The organism is Roseococcus thiosulfatophilus (assembly GCF_017311575.1).
Lineage (GTDB): Bacteria > Pseudomonadota > Alphaproteobacteria > Acetobacterales > Acetobacteraceae > Roseococcus > Roseococcus thiosulfatophilus.
On sequence record NZ_JAFFQY010000003.1, the window covers coordinates 101,211 to 115,423 of the forward strand.

General features: G+C 68.5%; 15 protein-coding genes. 3 read left to right on the top strand and 12 right to left on the bottom strand.

What is annotated here, in order from left to right:
- Nucleotide 1 precedes the first annotated feature (1 nt).
- Genes JTN19_RS02180 through JTN19_RS02190 form a run of 3 tightly spaced genes read right to left on the bottom strand, consistent with a single transcriptional unit; the run spans nucleotide 2 to nucleotide 4,090 of the window.
- Nucleotides 2-2,023, bottom strand: coding sequence for an acetate--CoA ligase family protein (locus tag JTN19_RS02180; RefSeq protein WP_206929872.1), 2,022 nt, complete (start codon nucleotides 2,021-2,023; stop codon nucleotides 2-4).
- A gap of 5 nt (nucleotides 2,024-2,028) precedes the next feature.
- Nucleotides 2,029-3,180: an acyl-CoA dehydrogenase family protein gene (locus JTN19_RS02185; RefSeq protein ID WP_206929874.1), complete on the bottom strand. Its 1,152-nt coding sequence runs from the start codon at nucleotides 3,178-3,180 to the stop codon at nucleotides 2,029-2,031.
- A gap of 1 nt (nucleotide 3,181) precedes the next feature.
- Nucleotides 3,182-4,090, bottom strand: a complete 909-nt coding sequence (locus JTN19_RS02190; RefSeq protein WP_206929876.1) for an SDR family NAD(P)-dependent oxidoreductase — start codon at nucleotides 4,088-4,090, stop codon at nucleotides 3,182-3,184.
- 144 nt (nucleotides 4,091-4,234) lie between these two features.
- Between JTN19_RS02190 and JTN19_RS02195 the strand changes: the two genes are divergently transcribed.
- Nucleotides 4,235-5,056, top strand: a complete 822-nt coding sequence (locus JTN19_RS02195; protein WP_206929878.1) for a sulfite exporter TauE/SafE family protein — start codon at nucleotides 4,235-4,237, stop codon at nucleotides 5,054-5,056.
- Nucleotides 5,057-5,067: 11 nt separating this feature from the next.
- Here JTN19_RS02195 and JTN19_RS02200 read toward each other — a convergent pair whose 3' ends face one another.
- Genes JTN19_RS02200 through JTN19_RS02235 form a run of 8 tightly spaced genes read right to left on the bottom strand, consistent with a single transcriptional unit; the run spans nucleotide 5,068 to nucleotide 11,437 of the window.
- Nucleotides 5,068-5,436: a HesB/IscA family protein gene (locus JTN19_RS02200; protein WP_206929887.1), complete on the bottom strand. Its 369-nt coding sequence runs from the start codon at nucleotides 5,434-5,436 to the stop codon at nucleotides 5,068-5,070.
- Between the two features lie 16 nt (nucleotides 5,437-5,452).
- Entirely contained in the window at nucleotides 5,453-5,833 is a 381-nt protein-coding gene (locus tag JTN19_RS02205; protein WP_206929895.1) for an SUF system Fe-S cluster assembly protein, read from the bottom strand.
- Nucleotides 5,805-6,272, bottom strand: a complete 468-nt coding sequence (sufU, locus tag JTN19_RS02210; protein WP_206929897.1) for a Fe-S cluster assembly sulfur transfer protein SufU — start codon at nucleotides 6,270-6,272, stop codon at nucleotides 5,805-5,807. The genes JTN19_RS02205 and sufU overlap by 29 nt, the downstream gene beginning before the upstream one ends.
- Nucleotides 6,269-7,513 (bottom strand): aminotransferase class V-fold PLP-dependent enzyme, encoded by a 1,245-nt coding sequence (locus JTN19_RS02215; protein WP_206929899.1) that lies wholly within the window; start codon nucleotides 7,511-7,513, stop codon nucleotides 6,269-6,271. Before JTN19_RS02215 ends, sufU begins: the two co-directional genes overlap by 4 nt.
- Nucleotides 7,513-8,787, bottom strand: a complete 1,275-nt coding sequence (gene sufD / locus JTN19_RS02220; RefSeq protein ID WP_206929901.1) for a Fe-S cluster assembly protein SufD — start codon at nucleotides 8,785-8,787, stop codon at nucleotides 7,513-7,515. The genes JTN19_RS02215 and sufD overlap by 1 nt, the downstream gene beginning before the upstream one ends.
- Complete coding sequence (gene sufC, locus JTN19_RS02225; RefSeq protein WP_206929903.1) at nucleotides 8,784-9,524, bottom strand: Fe-S cluster assembly ATPase SufC; 741 nt, start codon at nucleotides 9,522-9,524, stop codon at nucleotides 8,784-8,786. Before sufC ends, sufD begins: the two co-directional genes overlap by 4 nt.
- Nucleotides 9,525-9,526: 2 nt before the next feature.
- Complete coding sequence (gene sufB, locus JTN19_RS02230; protein ID WP_206929906.1) at nucleotides 9,527-10,981, bottom strand: Fe-S cluster assembly protein SufB; 1,455 nt, start codon at nucleotides 10,979-10,981, stop codon at nucleotides 9,527-9,529.
- A gap of 9 nt (nucleotides 10,982-10,990) precedes the next feature.
- Nucleotides 10,991-11,437, bottom strand: coding sequence for an SUF system Fe-S cluster assembly regulator (locus JTN19_RS02235; RefSeq protein WP_206929908.1), 447 nt, complete (start codon nucleotides 11,435-11,437; stop codon nucleotides 10,991-10,993).
- A gap of 152 nt (nucleotides 11,438-11,589) precedes the next feature.
- Here JTN19_RS02235 and JTN19_RS02240 point away from each other — a divergent pair, with 152 nt between their 5' ends.
- On the top strand, nucleotides 11,590-12,471 hold the full coding sequence (locus JTN19_RS02240) for an alpha/beta fold hydrolase (protein WP_206929910.1): 882 nt from the start codon (nucleotides 11,590-11,592) through the stop codon (nucleotides 12,469-12,471).
- A 55-nt stretch (nucleotides 12,472-12,526) separates the two neighbouring features.
- On the opposite strand, the gene JTN19_RS02245 is transcribed toward JTN19_RS02240, so the two are convergent.
- Nucleotides 12,527-13,150, bottom strand: coding sequence for a DsbA family oxidoreductase (locus JTN19_RS02245; RefSeq protein WP_206929912.1), 624 nt, complete (start codon nucleotides 13,148-13,150; stop codon nucleotides 12,527-12,529).
- Nucleotides 13,151-13,259: 109 nt separating this feature from the next.
- Here JTN19_RS02245 and JTN19_RS02250 point away from each other — a divergent pair, with 109 nt between their 5' ends.
- The gene (locus JTN19_RS02250; RefSeq protein ID WP_242530786.1) at nucleotides 13,260-14,207 is read left to right on the top strand and encodes a Gfo/Idh/MocA family protein; all 948 of its coding nucleotides are present in this window, start codon (nucleotides 13,260-13,262) and stop codon (nucleotides 14,205-14,207) included.
- Nucleotides 14,208-14,213: the final 6 nt, after the last annotated feature.

The following is a 14,213-nucleotide window of genomic DNA, read 5'->3' on the forward strand; positions in this document are numbered from 1 at the left end:
CTCACCTCCTCACGATCCAGGCATCGGCGACGGTCACGCCGCTCTCATGGATCATCAGCGGGTTGATCTCGGCCTCCGCGATGCCCTCCATGGCGGCGAGGCGCGAGACGGCGACGATGGCGTGGGCCAAAGCCTCCACATCGCCGCGCGGCAGGCCACGCCAGCCCTCGATGACGCGCAGCGCGCGCACATCCGCGATCATGCCGCGGGCCTCGTCGAGGTGCAGCGGCGCGAGGCGAAGTGCCACGTCGCGGTGCAGTTCCGCCAGCACGCCGCCCGCGCCCAGCAGGACCACCGGGCCGACCTCCGGATCGCGACGGAAGCCCAGGATGACCTCGGCCAGCCCCTTGGCCATGGGCTGCGCCAGGAAACCGGTGATCCGCGCCTGCGGTGCCGCCTTCTCCACCCGCGCGCGCATGTTCAGCATGGCCGAACGCAGCGCCGCCTCATCGGGGATGTTGAGCGCGACGCCGCCCACCTCGGTCTTGTGCGCGAGATCCGGCGAGAGGATTTTCAGCGCCACCGGATAGCGCAACCCTTCGGGTGGCGTGTCGGTGAAGCGGGCGTAGTCGGTTTGCAGGCCAAGGGCGGCGAAGACCTCGCGCGCATCCGCCTCGTCCGGCCGTTCGGACAATGCCACTTCGGGCGCGGCCATGTGCGGGGCCGCGAGCGGCGCGCGCCAGTCGAGGAAGGCGCGCATCGCGTCCGCTAGGCTTTCCGGCGTGCGGAAGGCGGGAATGCCGGCCTCGGCCAGCAGGCGCAGCGAGGCATCGGCCTGGGGCACGAGAAAGGCGGCGACGGGCTTCGCATCGCCCACCGCATCCCGCCCGCGCACGATGCCGGCCACGGCATCATGTGGCCGGAACTGCGCGGAGGAGCCGATGACGGGCACCACCACATCCGTGTCCCGCGCGGCGGCGAGCGCCACGATGGCGGCCTCCACCCGGTCGGGCTTGGTGCCGGCCAGCGTCATGTCCAGCAGCCGGCCATGCGGGTGCATGTCCACCGCGTGCAGCTTCGCGGTGGCGTGGGCGTCGGGAATGCGTGCCTCGATGCCGGCCACGCCCAGCGCGTCCACCGCCATGGCGCCGCCGCCGCCGGTGGTGGTCATCACCGAGACGGCGCGGTGGGTGGACACATGCGGCTTGCGCCCCAGGACCAGCGCGGGAAGCTCCAGAAAACTCTCCAGCATGGTGGCGCGCAGGATGCCATGCGCACGGAAGAAGGCCTCGGCCGCCATGTCGCTGCCGGCCAGGGCGCCGGTGTGGCTGGTGGCCAGCTCCGCGCCATAGGGCGAACGGCCGAGCTTGTAGGCAATGATGGGTTTTCCCGCGCGGTGTGCTTTCCAGGCGGCGTGCGCATAGTGCTGCGGCTGGCGGATGGCCTCCAGGAACAGCATCACCGCGTCCACGCCAGGCTCGTCCACCAGCATGGCGGCGATTTCGCCGGCGGTGAGGTCCGCCTCGTTGCCGGTGGCGATGAGGTACGAGAACCCCATGCCCCGCGCGGCCCCGCGCCCCATGATGGCGCCCAGCATGGAGCCGGACTGGCTGACGAGGGCGAGGCGCCCGGCGGGCAGCGTCTCGGCTTCGAGTGCGGCGTTCACACTGGCCGCGATGCGGGCCGGGATGTTGATGATGCCCATGGAATTGGGGCCGAGCAGGCGCAGCCCCGCCGCTTTCGCCGCGGCCACGCAGCGGTCCTGCAGGGCCTGGCCTTCCGGGCCTGCTTCCGCGAAGCCATCGGCCAGGATGCAGGCCACCTTGGCGCCCTTGGCGGCGACGGCGGCAAGCTGCGCCTCCACCTGCTGCGTGCCGAGCAGGATATAGGCGAAGTCAATTTCGCCGGGGATGTCTTCCACACGCGCGAAGGCGGGTTCGCCCAGGATCTCGGTGGCGCGGGGATTCACCGGGAAAAGCTCACCTTGGTAGCCGTGCCGGCGCAGATAGATCTGCGCCCGCGCGGTCAGGCGGGACGGGTCGCCGGAGGCGCCCACCAGGGCGATCCGGCGGGGCTCCAGCAATCCCCTCATTTCGGCGGACGCTGTGAGAATGTCTGCCCGAACACGCCTTCGGCGATGCGGTTCTTCATCACCTCCAGGCTGCCGCCCGCGATCATCCAGCCGCGGGTGCGGCGCACGCAGTATTCGATGAGCAGATCCTTCGAATAGCCCGTGCCGCCCATCACCTGCATGGATTCATTGGAGGCAAGCCAGCCCGCCTGGTTGCAGGCGTATTTGGCGATGGCCACCTCCTGCGCGTCCGGCAGGCCGCGCCCGGCATTCACCGCCGCGCGGTACAGCAGCAGCCGCGCGGCATCGAGCGCCACCCGCATCTCCGCGAACTTCCACTGCAGGCCCTGGAACTCCATCAGCGGCCGGCCGAACTGCTTGCGCGTCATGGCGTGGTCGCGCGCCGCCGTGAAGCAGTATTCGCCCAGCGCCAGCGCCCGCGTCGTGTTGCCCACGCGCTCCACGTTGAAGCCGCCGATCTGCTTCTTGAAGCCGCCGGGGCCGAGCAGCACCATCTCGGGCGGAATGTAGACGTTGTCGAAGTAGAGGGCGCACCACTCCTCGTCATTCATGTAGAGGCTGGGCTGGCCGAGGCTGAACCCCTCCATGCCGCGCTCCACCAGCACGGAGCCGATGCCGCCCACGCCCGGCCCGAAGCGGCAATAGACGACAAAGACGTTCGCCTCCGCGCTGTTGGTGGTGAAGACCTTCTGGCCGTTGAGGCGGAAGCCCTCGCCATCGGGCGTGCAATGGGTCTTGAGGTCGGTCAGCGCGGAACCCGCATCGGGCTCGGTCATGCCGACCGCCGCCACCGCCTCACCGGCCAGCAGCGGCTTGAAGAACCGCTCCTTCTGATAGGGCGAGGCGTATTCCGCGAAGGTGCGGAAGGCGCCGAAATTGCCGGCCTGCAGCACGTCGGCGCTGCGCGGGCAGACCTGCGCGATCTGCTCCATGGCCAGCACCGCGTCGAAGACGGTGCCGCCGGCCCCGCCATCGTCTTCGGGCAGCATGATGCCGAACAAGCCCTGTTCGGCCATCAGCTTCGCGACATCCCACGGAAAGCCCACCGTATGGGCGCGTTCCACCGCGCCCTTGGCGAGGTGGCGCTCGGCGAAGCCGCGCACCACCTCCTGGAAGGCCTTCTGCTCCTCGTTGAGCTCGAAGTTCACGTCACACGGGGTCCCAGCTGAACACGTCGCCCGAGCGCTCCATGGGCACGAAGTTCGCACGGAAGGCCGGCAGGGCGACTTCCGCGATCTTCTCGGGCGTCCAGCCGCTTTCGCTGTGGACCGAGCGGATGGGGCGGTTCTGGCTGAACAGGAACAGTTCATGCATGCGCGGGGCGAAGATCTGGCCCGTCACTTCCTTGGCCGCGTCCGAGGCCAGGAACACCGCCAGCGGCGCGTTCTTCTCCGGGCCCATCCGCATGATGCGCTCCACGCGCGCCTTCTGCTCCGGCGTCTCCGCGGGAATGGAGCTGGTCATGCGCGACCAGGCGAAGGGGGCGAGGCAGTTGGAGCGGACGTTGTAGCGCTTCATGTCCAGCGCGATGGACTTCGACAGCGCCACGATGCCGAGCTTGGCGGCGGAGTAGTTCGCCTGCCCGAAATTGCCGATCAGCCCCGAGGTCGAGGTGATGTGGACGAAGCTGCCGCTTTCCTGCTTGCGGAAATGCTCGGCCGCGGCGCGGCTCATGAAGAAGCTGCCGTTGAGGTGGACGTTGATGACGGACAGCCACTCCTCCGGCGTCATCCGGTGGAAGATCTGGTCGCGCAGGATGCCGGCATTGTTCACCACGATGTCAACGCGGCCAAAGGCGTCAATGGCGGTCTGGACGATCTTCTTCGCATTCTCCCATTCGGAGACGCTGTCGGTGTTGATGACGGCCTGGCCGCCCTTCTGTTCGATGATGGCCTTGGTCTGCTCGGCCGGGCTGGTCGAGAAGCCCTCGCCGCCCAAAGAGGCGCCGATGTCGTTGATGACGACCTTGGCGCCGGCTTCCGCCATCGCGATCGCGATCTCGCGCCCGATGCCGCCGCCCGAGCCCGTGACGATGGCGACCTTGTCCTTGAGCATCATATGGCCATTCCTCCTGCCTGTGTTCGGGCCGGAGGCTAGAACGCCATGCGCCACGCGGGAAGGTGGGGGCCGCGCCTTGCGCTATGCGACGGGTGTCGGGAAGGTTACAGGTCCGGCGCGAACACAACCTGCCGGGGGCGCGCGATGTATGATGTGTGGTGGCTGGTGGCCCTGGCGGCCGCCATGGTGGCGACGGGGGTCGTCTCCGGCACGCTGGCGGGGCTGCTGGGCGTGGGCGGCGGCATCGTCATCGTGCCGCTGCTGTTCAACGTCTTTCCCTTCTTCGACATCCCCGATTCCATCCAGATGAAGCTCGCGGTGGGCACCTCGCTCGCCACCATCATCCCCACCTCCATCGTCTCGGCGCGCAAGCACCGCGCCACGGGCGCGATGGACGAGACGCTGCTGCGCTCCATCTGGCTGCCGATGATGCTGGGTGTCGCCATCGGCACGGCCCTTGCCGTGCATGTGCGTGGCGAGGGGCTGACGGCCGTCTTCGCCGTGGTCGCGCTGCTGGTGGCGCTGAATATGGGCTTCACGGGCGTGGATTTCCGCGTGGCGGAGAAGGTGCCGGAAGGCCCGCCCCGCGCCGCGCTCGGCATGGGCATCGGCAGCGTGAGCGCGATGATGGGCATCGGCGGCGGCACGCTGGGCGTGCCCATCCTGTCCATGTTCGGCCACCCCATCCGCGCGGCGGTGGCCACCTCCAGTGTCTTCGGGCTGATCATCTCGGTGCCGGCCACCATCGGCTTCATCTGGGGTGGCTGGAATGACCCGAACCTGCCGCCATTCTCGCTCGGCTATGTCAGCCTGATCGGCTTCGCGCTGATCGTGCCGAGTTCCATCATCGCGACACCCTGGGGCGTGAAGCTGGCCCATACCATCAAGCCGATCTGGCTGAAGCGGGCCTTCGCGGTCTTCCTGGCCGTGACCAGCATCCGGATGTTCTACAGCCTCTTCACCTGAGGCCGCGCGCCTCAGACGTGGAAGCTTTCGCCGCAGCCGCAGCGGCCCTTCTCGTTGGGGTTCACGAAGACGAAGCCGGCGCTCATCGGCTTCACCTCGTAGTCCATGGTGGTGCCGAGGAGGTAGAGCGTCGCCTTGCGGTCCACCAGGATGGTGACGCCCTTGTCCGTCACCCGCTCATCGCCCGGGCCCTGGCTGTCCACGAAGCTCAAATCATAGGCCATGCCGGAGCAGCCCTTGGTCTTCACGCCGATGCGCAGCAGCTTGCCGGCCTCGGCCTTCTCATAGAGGCGGGTCAGGCGTTCGGCAGCCGCTTCGGAGAGGGACATCAGGGGCGGCAATTCCCGCTTCACGCGCGGGGCTTCGGTGGTGGTGCTCATGACGGCACTCCCTTCATCAGAACATGTTCAGCGCGAGGCGCGCATCCTCGCTCATCCGCGACTGGTCCCAGGGCGGGTCCCACACGATCTCGACCTGGCAATCGGTGACGCCGGGCATCTGGCGGATGGCTTCCTCGGCCATGGAGGGCAGTTCCTGCGCGGAGGGGCAGGAGGGGGTGGTCAAGGTCATCTCGACCTTCACGCGCCCGCCCTCCTCCAACTCGATCGCGTAGACGAGGCCGAGTTCGTAGATGTCCACGGGAATCTCGGGGTCGAAGACGGTCTTCAGCGCCTCGATGACGCCCTCTTCCGTCACGGCCGGCAGGGTCTCGCCCTCGGGGGTCCAGCTTCCATGGCTGGCGGCCTGGTCATTCACTGCTCGCCTCCTTCGATCCATCCAGCGCGGCGTCGAGCGCGTGCCACGCGAGCGTGGCGCACTTCACCCGGCTGGGAAATTCATGCACGCCCGAGAGGGCGGAAAGCCGCTCCAGGGCCGGCGTGCTGTCATCCCGCGCGCCGGTCTTGGCCATTTCACGCAGCCGGGCACCCATGGCGCGGGCCGCATCGGGCGTCAGGCCCGGCACCAGTTCCGTGAGCAGCGAGGCGCTGGCCTGGCTGATGGCGCAGCCGCGGCCGATGAAGCTGGCCTTGCTGATATGGCCATCCGCCAGCGCCAGGAAAAGCTCCACCCGGTCGCCGCACATCGGGTTGTCGCCGCGGGCGGAGGCGTCGAAGACCTCCATGCGGAAATGGTTCCGCGGCTTGCGGCCGTGGTCGAGGATGACCTCCTGGTAGAGGTCCCGCAATTCCTCGAACCCGGCCGCCTGCCCCGTCATGCGAAGAACTTCCGCGCGGCGACCAGCGCCTCGGCCAGCGCGTCAATTTCTTCAGCCGTGGTGTAGAGGCCGAACGAGGCGCGGGAGGTCCCGCCTTCCAGCCCGAAGCGCGCATGCAGCGGCTCGGCGCAGTGGCGCCCCGCCCGCACGCAGATGCCGCGCCGGTCGAGGAAGGTGGACAGGTCATGCGGGTGCGCCACGTCCAGCGAGAAGGCGAAGACGCCGCCCCGGTCCTGCGCCGAGCCCAGCAGGGTCAGGCCGGGCACCTGGGCGAGGGTGGCGGAGGCGTGCTCGACCAGCGCGCGCTCATGCGCCTCGATGGCCTCCATGCCGATGGTGTTCACATACTCGATGGCCGCCAGAAGCCCCGCGGCCTCGATGATCGCAGGCGTGCCGGGTTCGAAGCGGGCGGGCGGCGCGGCCCAGGTGGAGTGTTCGAGGGTGACGGTCTCGATCATATCGCCGCCGCCCTGGAAGGGAGGCATGGCGTCCAGCAATTCGCGCTTGCCATAGAGCACGCCGATGCCCGTGGGCCCGTACAGCTTGTGCCCTGTGAAGGCATAGAAGTCGGCGTCAATCGCACGCACGTCCACCGCACGGTGCACCGCGGCCTGGCTGCCGTCGAACATGACGCGCGCCCCGGCTTCATGCGCCATGCGCGCGATGCGGGCGGCGGGCGTCACCGTGCCCAGCACATTCGACATGTGCGTGACGGAAACGAGCCCGACATCGCCCTGCGCGAGGTGCCGGGCGTAGTCGTCCAGGTCCAGTTCCCCCGCATCGGTCACGCGGATGAAGCGCAGCCCAATGCCCAGGCCCGCATCGCGCAGCATCTGCCACGGCACCAGGTTGGCGTGGTGCTCCATCTCCGACACCAGCACCACCTGGCCGCGCTTCAGCAGCGCGCGGCCGAAGCTGTGTGCCACGAGGTTGAAGGCCTCGGTGGAGTTGCGGGTGAAGACGATTTCCTCGGGCGTCGCGGCGCCGAGGAAGCGCTGTGCCGCCTCGCGCGCCGCCTCGAAATTGGCGGTGGCGACCTCGCTCAGGTGGTAGGCGCCGCGGTGGACATTGGCATAGGCCGTCTCCATGCAGCGCGTCATCGCCTCGATCACGGCGCGCGGCTTCTGGGCCGAGGCGCCGCTGTCGAGGAACACCAGCTTCTTGCCGCGCACCTGCGTGGACAGGATCGGGAAATCCTCGCGGATGCGCGCCACGTCCAGCCGGGCGGGAAGGGCGTCCATCACACCGCTTCTTTCTGCCACCAGCCTGAGATGGCCTCGGAGAGCGCCTCCTGCGCCAGCGGGTTGGTCACGCCCTCGATGGCCTCGGTGAGGAAGGCCTCCACCAGCATGGCGCGGGCGATGCTGGCCGGGATGCCGCGGGCGCGCAGGTAGAAGAGCTGCGCCTCGTCCAGTGCGCCCACGGTCGCGCCATGGCTGCACTTCACGTCGTCCGCATAGATCTCGAGCTGCGGCTTCGCGTTGATCTCGGCATCGTCCGAAAGCAGCAGCGCCTGGTTCATCTGATAGCCATCGGTGCGTTGCGCCGCCTGGCGCACCAGGATCTTGCCCTGGAACACGCCGCGCGAACGCCCGGCCAGCACCGTCTTGTAGGTCTGCCGGCTGGGGCAGTCGGGGGCGGCGTGGTCGAGGAAGGTGGTGGTGTCCGCGTGCTGGCCTTCGGCCACCAGCTGCGCGCCGTTCATGTGGCAGGCGGCCTTGGGGCCTTGCAGCGCCACATGGATCTCGTTGCGCACCAGGCGCCCGCCGGCGTTCAGGGTGAAGTTGTCATAGGTGCCGCCCGCCTGCACCGTGGCCAGCACGGTGGAAAGTTGGAAGCCCGCGCGACCCTCGCGCTGGATACGGATGTGGCTGAGCGTGGCACCCTCCGCCACCGCGATCTCATAGACCGGGTTGTGCAGGTAGGTGGCCTCCGCCTCGCCCAGGCTCGTGTCGATCAGCGTGAGCTTGGCGCCCTCGCCGAGCCGGATCAGGTGGCGCGGATGGAAGGCGATGGCACGGCCGGCATGGGTGGCAAAGGAGAGCAGTTCCATCTCCCCCGCATCCACGCCCGCCGGCACGTCCAGCACCAACCCATCCTCGAACAGCATGGTGTTCAGCGCCACGATCGGCAGATTCTGCGCAAGAGCGCCCAGCCGGCCTTCCGTGGCCTCCAACGCCTCCGACAGCGGCGCCGCCCCCGGGGGCAGGAGCGACAGCGCGGGCGCGAAGCGGCCATCCACGAACACCGCGCGGTGCGCGGCGCGCGTGGGCGGCAGGGCAGGGGCCTCGTCGGCCAGCGTCAGCGCCTCGGTGAAGCCGAGCTGCGCCAGCACCCCGAGATCCGTGTAGTGCCAGGCCTCAATCCGCCGTCCGGGCAGGCCCTGGGCGCGGAAACTCTCGGCCGCCTCGGCGCGCAGCTTTGCCACCCAGGGCGTGCGGCCGCCAGGCAGGCGTTCGCGCAGCCCCTCGAAGCGGCCCAGGAAGGAAGCGGCACCGGTCACCATGGTGTTCATGCCGCCACCTTCGCGTAGCCCTCCGCCTCCAGCTCCAGGGCGAGTTCGGGGCCACCCGTCTTCACAATGCGCCCGCCCATCAGGACATGCACGCGGTCGGGCGTGATGTGGTCCAGCAGGCGTTGGTAATGGGTGATGACGAGCGCCGAGAACTCCGGGCCACGCATGGCGTTCACGCCATCCGCCACGACCTTGAGCGCGTCAATATCGAGGCCGCTGTCCGTCTCGTCGAGGATGGCGAGCTTGGGCTCCAGCATCGCCATCTGCAGCACCTCGTTGCGCTTCTTCTCGCCGCCGGAGAAGCCGACGTTCACGTTGCGCTTCAGCATGTCCTCGCTCATCTGCAGCGCCTTGATCTTGGCGCGCGAGAGCTTGAGGAACTGCATGGCGTCCACCTCCACCTCTCCGCGCGCGCGGCGGATGGCGTTCAGCGCGGTGCGGAGGAAATTGGCATTGCCCACGCCGGGCAGTTCCACCGGATACTGGAAGGCCAGGAAGACGCCGGCGGCCGCGCGTTCCTCAGGTTCCATCGCCAGCAGATCAATGCCGTTGAAGGTGGCGGTGCCGCCCGTGATCTCATAGCCCTCGCGCCCCGAGAGCACGTAGGAGAGGGTGGACTTGCCCGAGCCGTTCGGGCCCATGATGGCGTGCACCTCGCCCGCCGGCACCTCCAGCGTGATGCCCTTCAGGATCTCCTTGCCGTCGATTTCGGCGGTCAGGTTCTCGATCTTCAACATGGTCAGCCAACGCTCCCTTCGAGCGAAATCGCGAGCAGCTTCTGCGCTTCCACCGCGAATTCCATGGGCAGTTCCTTCAGCACCTCGCGGCAGAAGCCGTTTACGATGAGGCCCACGGCCTCCTCCTGGTTCAGCCCGCGGGCGCGGCAGTAGAAAAGCTGGTCCTCGGCGATGCGGCTGGTGGTCGCCTCATGCTCGATCTTCGCGGAGGCGCAGCGGTTCTCGATGTAGGGCACCGTGTGCGCGCCGCACTGGTCGCCGATCAGCAGCGAATCACACTGGGTGAAATTGCGGGCGCCCGTTGCCTTGGGGCTGATCTTCACCAGGCCCCGATAGGTGTTCTGGCCATGCCCCGCGCTGATGCCCTTGGAGACGATGGTGGACCGGGTGTTCTTCCCGATATGCCACATCTTCGTGCCCGTATCGGCCTGCTGGCGGTTGTTGGTGATGGCGACGGAATAGAACTCGCCCACGCTGTCATCGCCCTGCAGGATGCAGGAAGGATACTTCCAGGTGATGGCCGAACCCGTCTCCACCTGCGTCCAGGAAATCTTGGACCGCGCGCCACGGCAGGCGCCGCGCTTGGTCACGAAGTTGTAGATGCCGCCCTTGCCCTCGGCGTCGCCGGGGTACCAGTTCTGCACGGTGGAATACTTGATGGTGGCGTCGTCCATCGCCACCAGCTCGACCACCGCGGCATGCATCTGGTTCTCGTCGCGCTGGGGCGCCGTGCAGCCTTCCAGGTAGGACACATGGCTGCCGGCCTCGGCGACGATCAGCGTGCGCTCGAACTGGCCGGTGTTCTGGGCGTTGATGCGGAAATAGGTGGACAGCTCCATCGGGCAGCGCACGCCCTTCGGGATGTAGACGAAGCTGCCATCGGTGAAGACCGCGCTGTTCAGGCAGGCGAAGTAATTGTCGCCCTGCGGCACCACGCTGCCGAGATACTGCTTCACCAGCTCGGGATGCGTGTGCACCGCTTCGCTGATCGAGCAGAAGATGATGCCCTCCTTGCCCAGCCGCTCCTTGTAGGAGGTGGCGACGGAGACACTATCGAACACCGCGTCCACCGCGATGCCTTGCAGCCGCTCCTGCTCGCGCAGGGGAATGCCCAGCTTCTCGTAGGTGCGGAGCAGTTCCGGGTCCACCTCGTCGAGCGACTTCGGCACCACCTTGTTCTTCGGCGCCGCGTAGTAATAGGCGTCCTGGTAGTCGAACTTGGGGTAGGAGACGGCGGCCCAGTCGGGCTCCTCCATCTTCAGCCACATGGCATAGGCCTTCAGCCGCCATTCCAGCAGCCATTCCGGCTCACCCTTCTTGGCGGAGATGAAGCGGACGATGTCCTCGTTCAGCCCCTTGGGGGCGAACTCCATCTCGATCTTGGTCTCGAAGCCGAACTTGTAGCCGCCTTCCTGGGCGGACTGGACGGTCTCGATGGTCTCTGCGACGGCGGGCATTGCGTGCTCCTACTCGGCAGCCAGGCGGAAATCGGCCTCGGCGGGGGCCAATGCGTGCCCCGCCAGTTCAGCCACGGAAATCTTCTCGAGCGCATCGCGGATCGCGGTGTTCACCGGATCCCAACGACCGCGCACGGGGCAAAGATGCTCGCTCTCGCACAGCCCCGAACCGCCATCCACGCAGGCGGTCAGCGCGATGGGGCCGTCGAAGGCTACGATCACCTCGGTCAAGGGAATGTCAGGCAGGGGCTTGGCCAGGCGGTAGCCGCCGCGCGCGCCGCGCAGCCCTTCCACTACCCCGGCCTGGGCCAGGGTCTTCAGCACCTTGGCCACGGTGGGCTCGGGCAGGCCGGTGCGCGTGGCAAGGCCCGGGGCGCTTTGCAGGGCGGTCGCCTCCTCGCCCATGCGGGCCAGGACCACGACCGCGTAATCCGTCAGTCTGGAGAGCCTGAGCACGGCGGTATCCTTCTGCTCCGGCTTAAATAGGACCAATCAAGTCCGATTTCCAGTGGGTGCGGCGCGCAACCCTGCATGTTTTCGCCGCATGGTCGCGTCTGGACCTCTCCTTAGGCCCGCCGCATCCTCGCTGGCAACAGCAGGAGAAGCCCATGCCCCATGTCATGACCGATGATGGCGTCGCACTGCACTATGTCGAGGCCGGAAGCGGCACCCCCATCGTCTTCGTCCATGAATTCGCCGGCGATGCGCGCAGCTGGGAACCGCAGATCCGCTACTTCTCCCGCCGCTACCGCTGCATCGCCTACCATGCCCGCGGCTATCCGCCCTCCGACGTGCCGACGGACCCGCGCGCCTATTCGCAGGACCGCGCCACCGACGACATCGCGGCTGTCATCCAGGGCCTGAACCTCGGCCCCGCGCATGTGGTGGGCCTCTCCATGGGCGCCTTCGCGGCACTGCACCTGGGCCTGCGCCACCCGCATCTGGCCCGCAGCCTGACGGCGGCGGGGGTGGGCTATGGCGCATCACCTGACAAGCGCGCGCAGTTCCAGGCGGAGATTGACGCCTCGGTGGCGAAGCTCCGCGCCGGCGGCATGGGCGAGTTCGGCCGCATCTACGCCCATGGCCCGACGCGCCTGATCTTCGAGGAAAAGGACCCGCGCGGCTTCGCCGAATTCGAGGCGCAGATGTGCGAGCATTCCACAGAAGGTTCCGCACTGACCATGCTGGGCTGCCAGCGCGAACGCCCCTCGCTCTTCGACCTGGAAGCCGGGTTCCGGAAGATGACGGTCCCCACCTTCATGATCGCCGGCGACGAGGACGACCCGACCCTCGAACCCGCCCTCTACCTCAAGCGCACCATCTCCACCTCGGCCCTGCTCGTCATGCCCAAATGCGGGCACACGATGAACCTGGAAGACCCCGGCGCCTTCAACACCGCGCTGCAGGACTTCATCACCACCGTGGACGCCAACGCCTGGCGCCCCCGCATCCCGGCCAGCATCAGCGGCGGGATCATCGCGCAGCGGTAGCGAAGGGGGGCACTGGTTCTCCGGGAGGGCGGCGCCCTCCCGGGACGCAGCGCCCCTACGCCACCCGCTGGGCGAAGACCTCTGCCATGCGCTCGGCGGGCCAGGCGCCGCTGAACATGACGCGGCCGTCCAGGGCGAAGCTCGGCACGCCGGAGATGCCGATGCGGCGGAACTGGGCGTCTTCGGCGCGGACCTCGGCCTCCTCGGCGCCGGAGGCGAGGAATTCAGCCGCACCTTCAAAACCGGCGCCGGTGGCGAGGGCGGCAAGGGTGGTGTCGTCGCCGATGTCCTGGCCGTCGTGGAAATAGGCCTGGAACAGGGCTTCCACCATGGCGTCCTGGCGCGGCCCTGCCGCCCAGCGGATCAGCCGGTGGACCTTGATGGTGTTGGGCGCGCGCAACATGCGTTCGTGGCGGAATTCGAGGCCCACGGCGCGCCCGGCCTCGGCCACGCGCGCATCGGCCTCCCGCGAGCGTTCGAGGCTGCCGAACTTGGCCGCGCGGTAGCTGGCGCGTTCGACGCCCTCGACAGGCATGTCGGGGTTGAGCTGGTAGGGGCGCCAATACACGGCGAAACCGCCGCCGAGCTGGCTCAGGGCGGCTTCCAGCTGCCGCTTGCCGATCCAGCACCAGGGACAGATCGCGTCCGAGATCACGTCGATGCGGCGGGCCTGTTCCATGAAACGTATCCCCGTTGCGGCGGCGCCCCGATTGCGCCATTGCCGGTCCGTCATTGTTCTGCGGGCTGGATCGTGCCCGCGCAAGCCGGAACAGGCGAGGATCATCCCCATGCAGCTTTCCATCATCGGCCTCGGCATCATGGGCGAGCGCCTGCTGCGCGCGGCGCTGGACCATGGCGGCACGCGGGTCGTGGGCGTGTGGGACCCTTCGCCCGCGGCGGCGGCGCGGCTGGCTGCCATCACGGGCGCGGTGCCCATGCTGGACAGCGCCGAGGCGGCGATCGAGGCGGCCGAGGCCGTCTATGTCGCCTCACCCCCCGCCTCGCACATCGCGCATGGGCAGGCGGTGCTGGGGGCGGGGCGTTCACTTTTCCTGGAGAAGCCGCTGGCCTCCGACGTGGCGGCGGCGCGCACCTTCGTGGCGGCCGCGGCCGGGCAGCGGGCGGCGGTGAACTTCCCCATGGCCTCCTCGCCCGCGGTCGCGCAGCTGCGTGCCTGGCTGCCGGAGGTGGGGGAGATCCAGTCCATCTCCATCAAGGTCGCCTTCGCCGCCTGGCCGCGCGCCTGGCAGGCAGCGGCCGCGTCGTGGCTCGCGCTGCGCGCCGAGGGCGGCTTCACGCGTGAGGTGGTGTCGCATTTCCTCTTTCTCGCGCAGCGCCTGGGCGGGGCCCTTCGGCTGGAGGACGCGCGGGCGGAATTTCCGGGCGGCGAGGCCTGCGAGACGGCCATCACCGCGCGCCTCAAGGCCGGGTCGGTGCCCGTCACGTTGGAGGGCTCGGTCGGCACCGTGGCGGCGGATGACCACAACGTCTTCGTCATCACCGGCACCAAGGGCGTGCTGCGCCTGCGCGACTGGTCCTTCGCCGAGCGCCAGGGTGCCGATGGCGGCTGGCACGCCGCACCCGATGCCCTGCCCAACCCGCAGATGCGCCCGCTCACCTTGTCGCGGCAGCTCGACAAGCTGGCCGCGCTGACGCGGGGAGAGGCGGTGGACCTCGCCACGCTGAAGGAGGCGCTGGCAGTTCAGGAGGTGGTGGAGGCGATCCTGGCGGCGTAGCCAGCT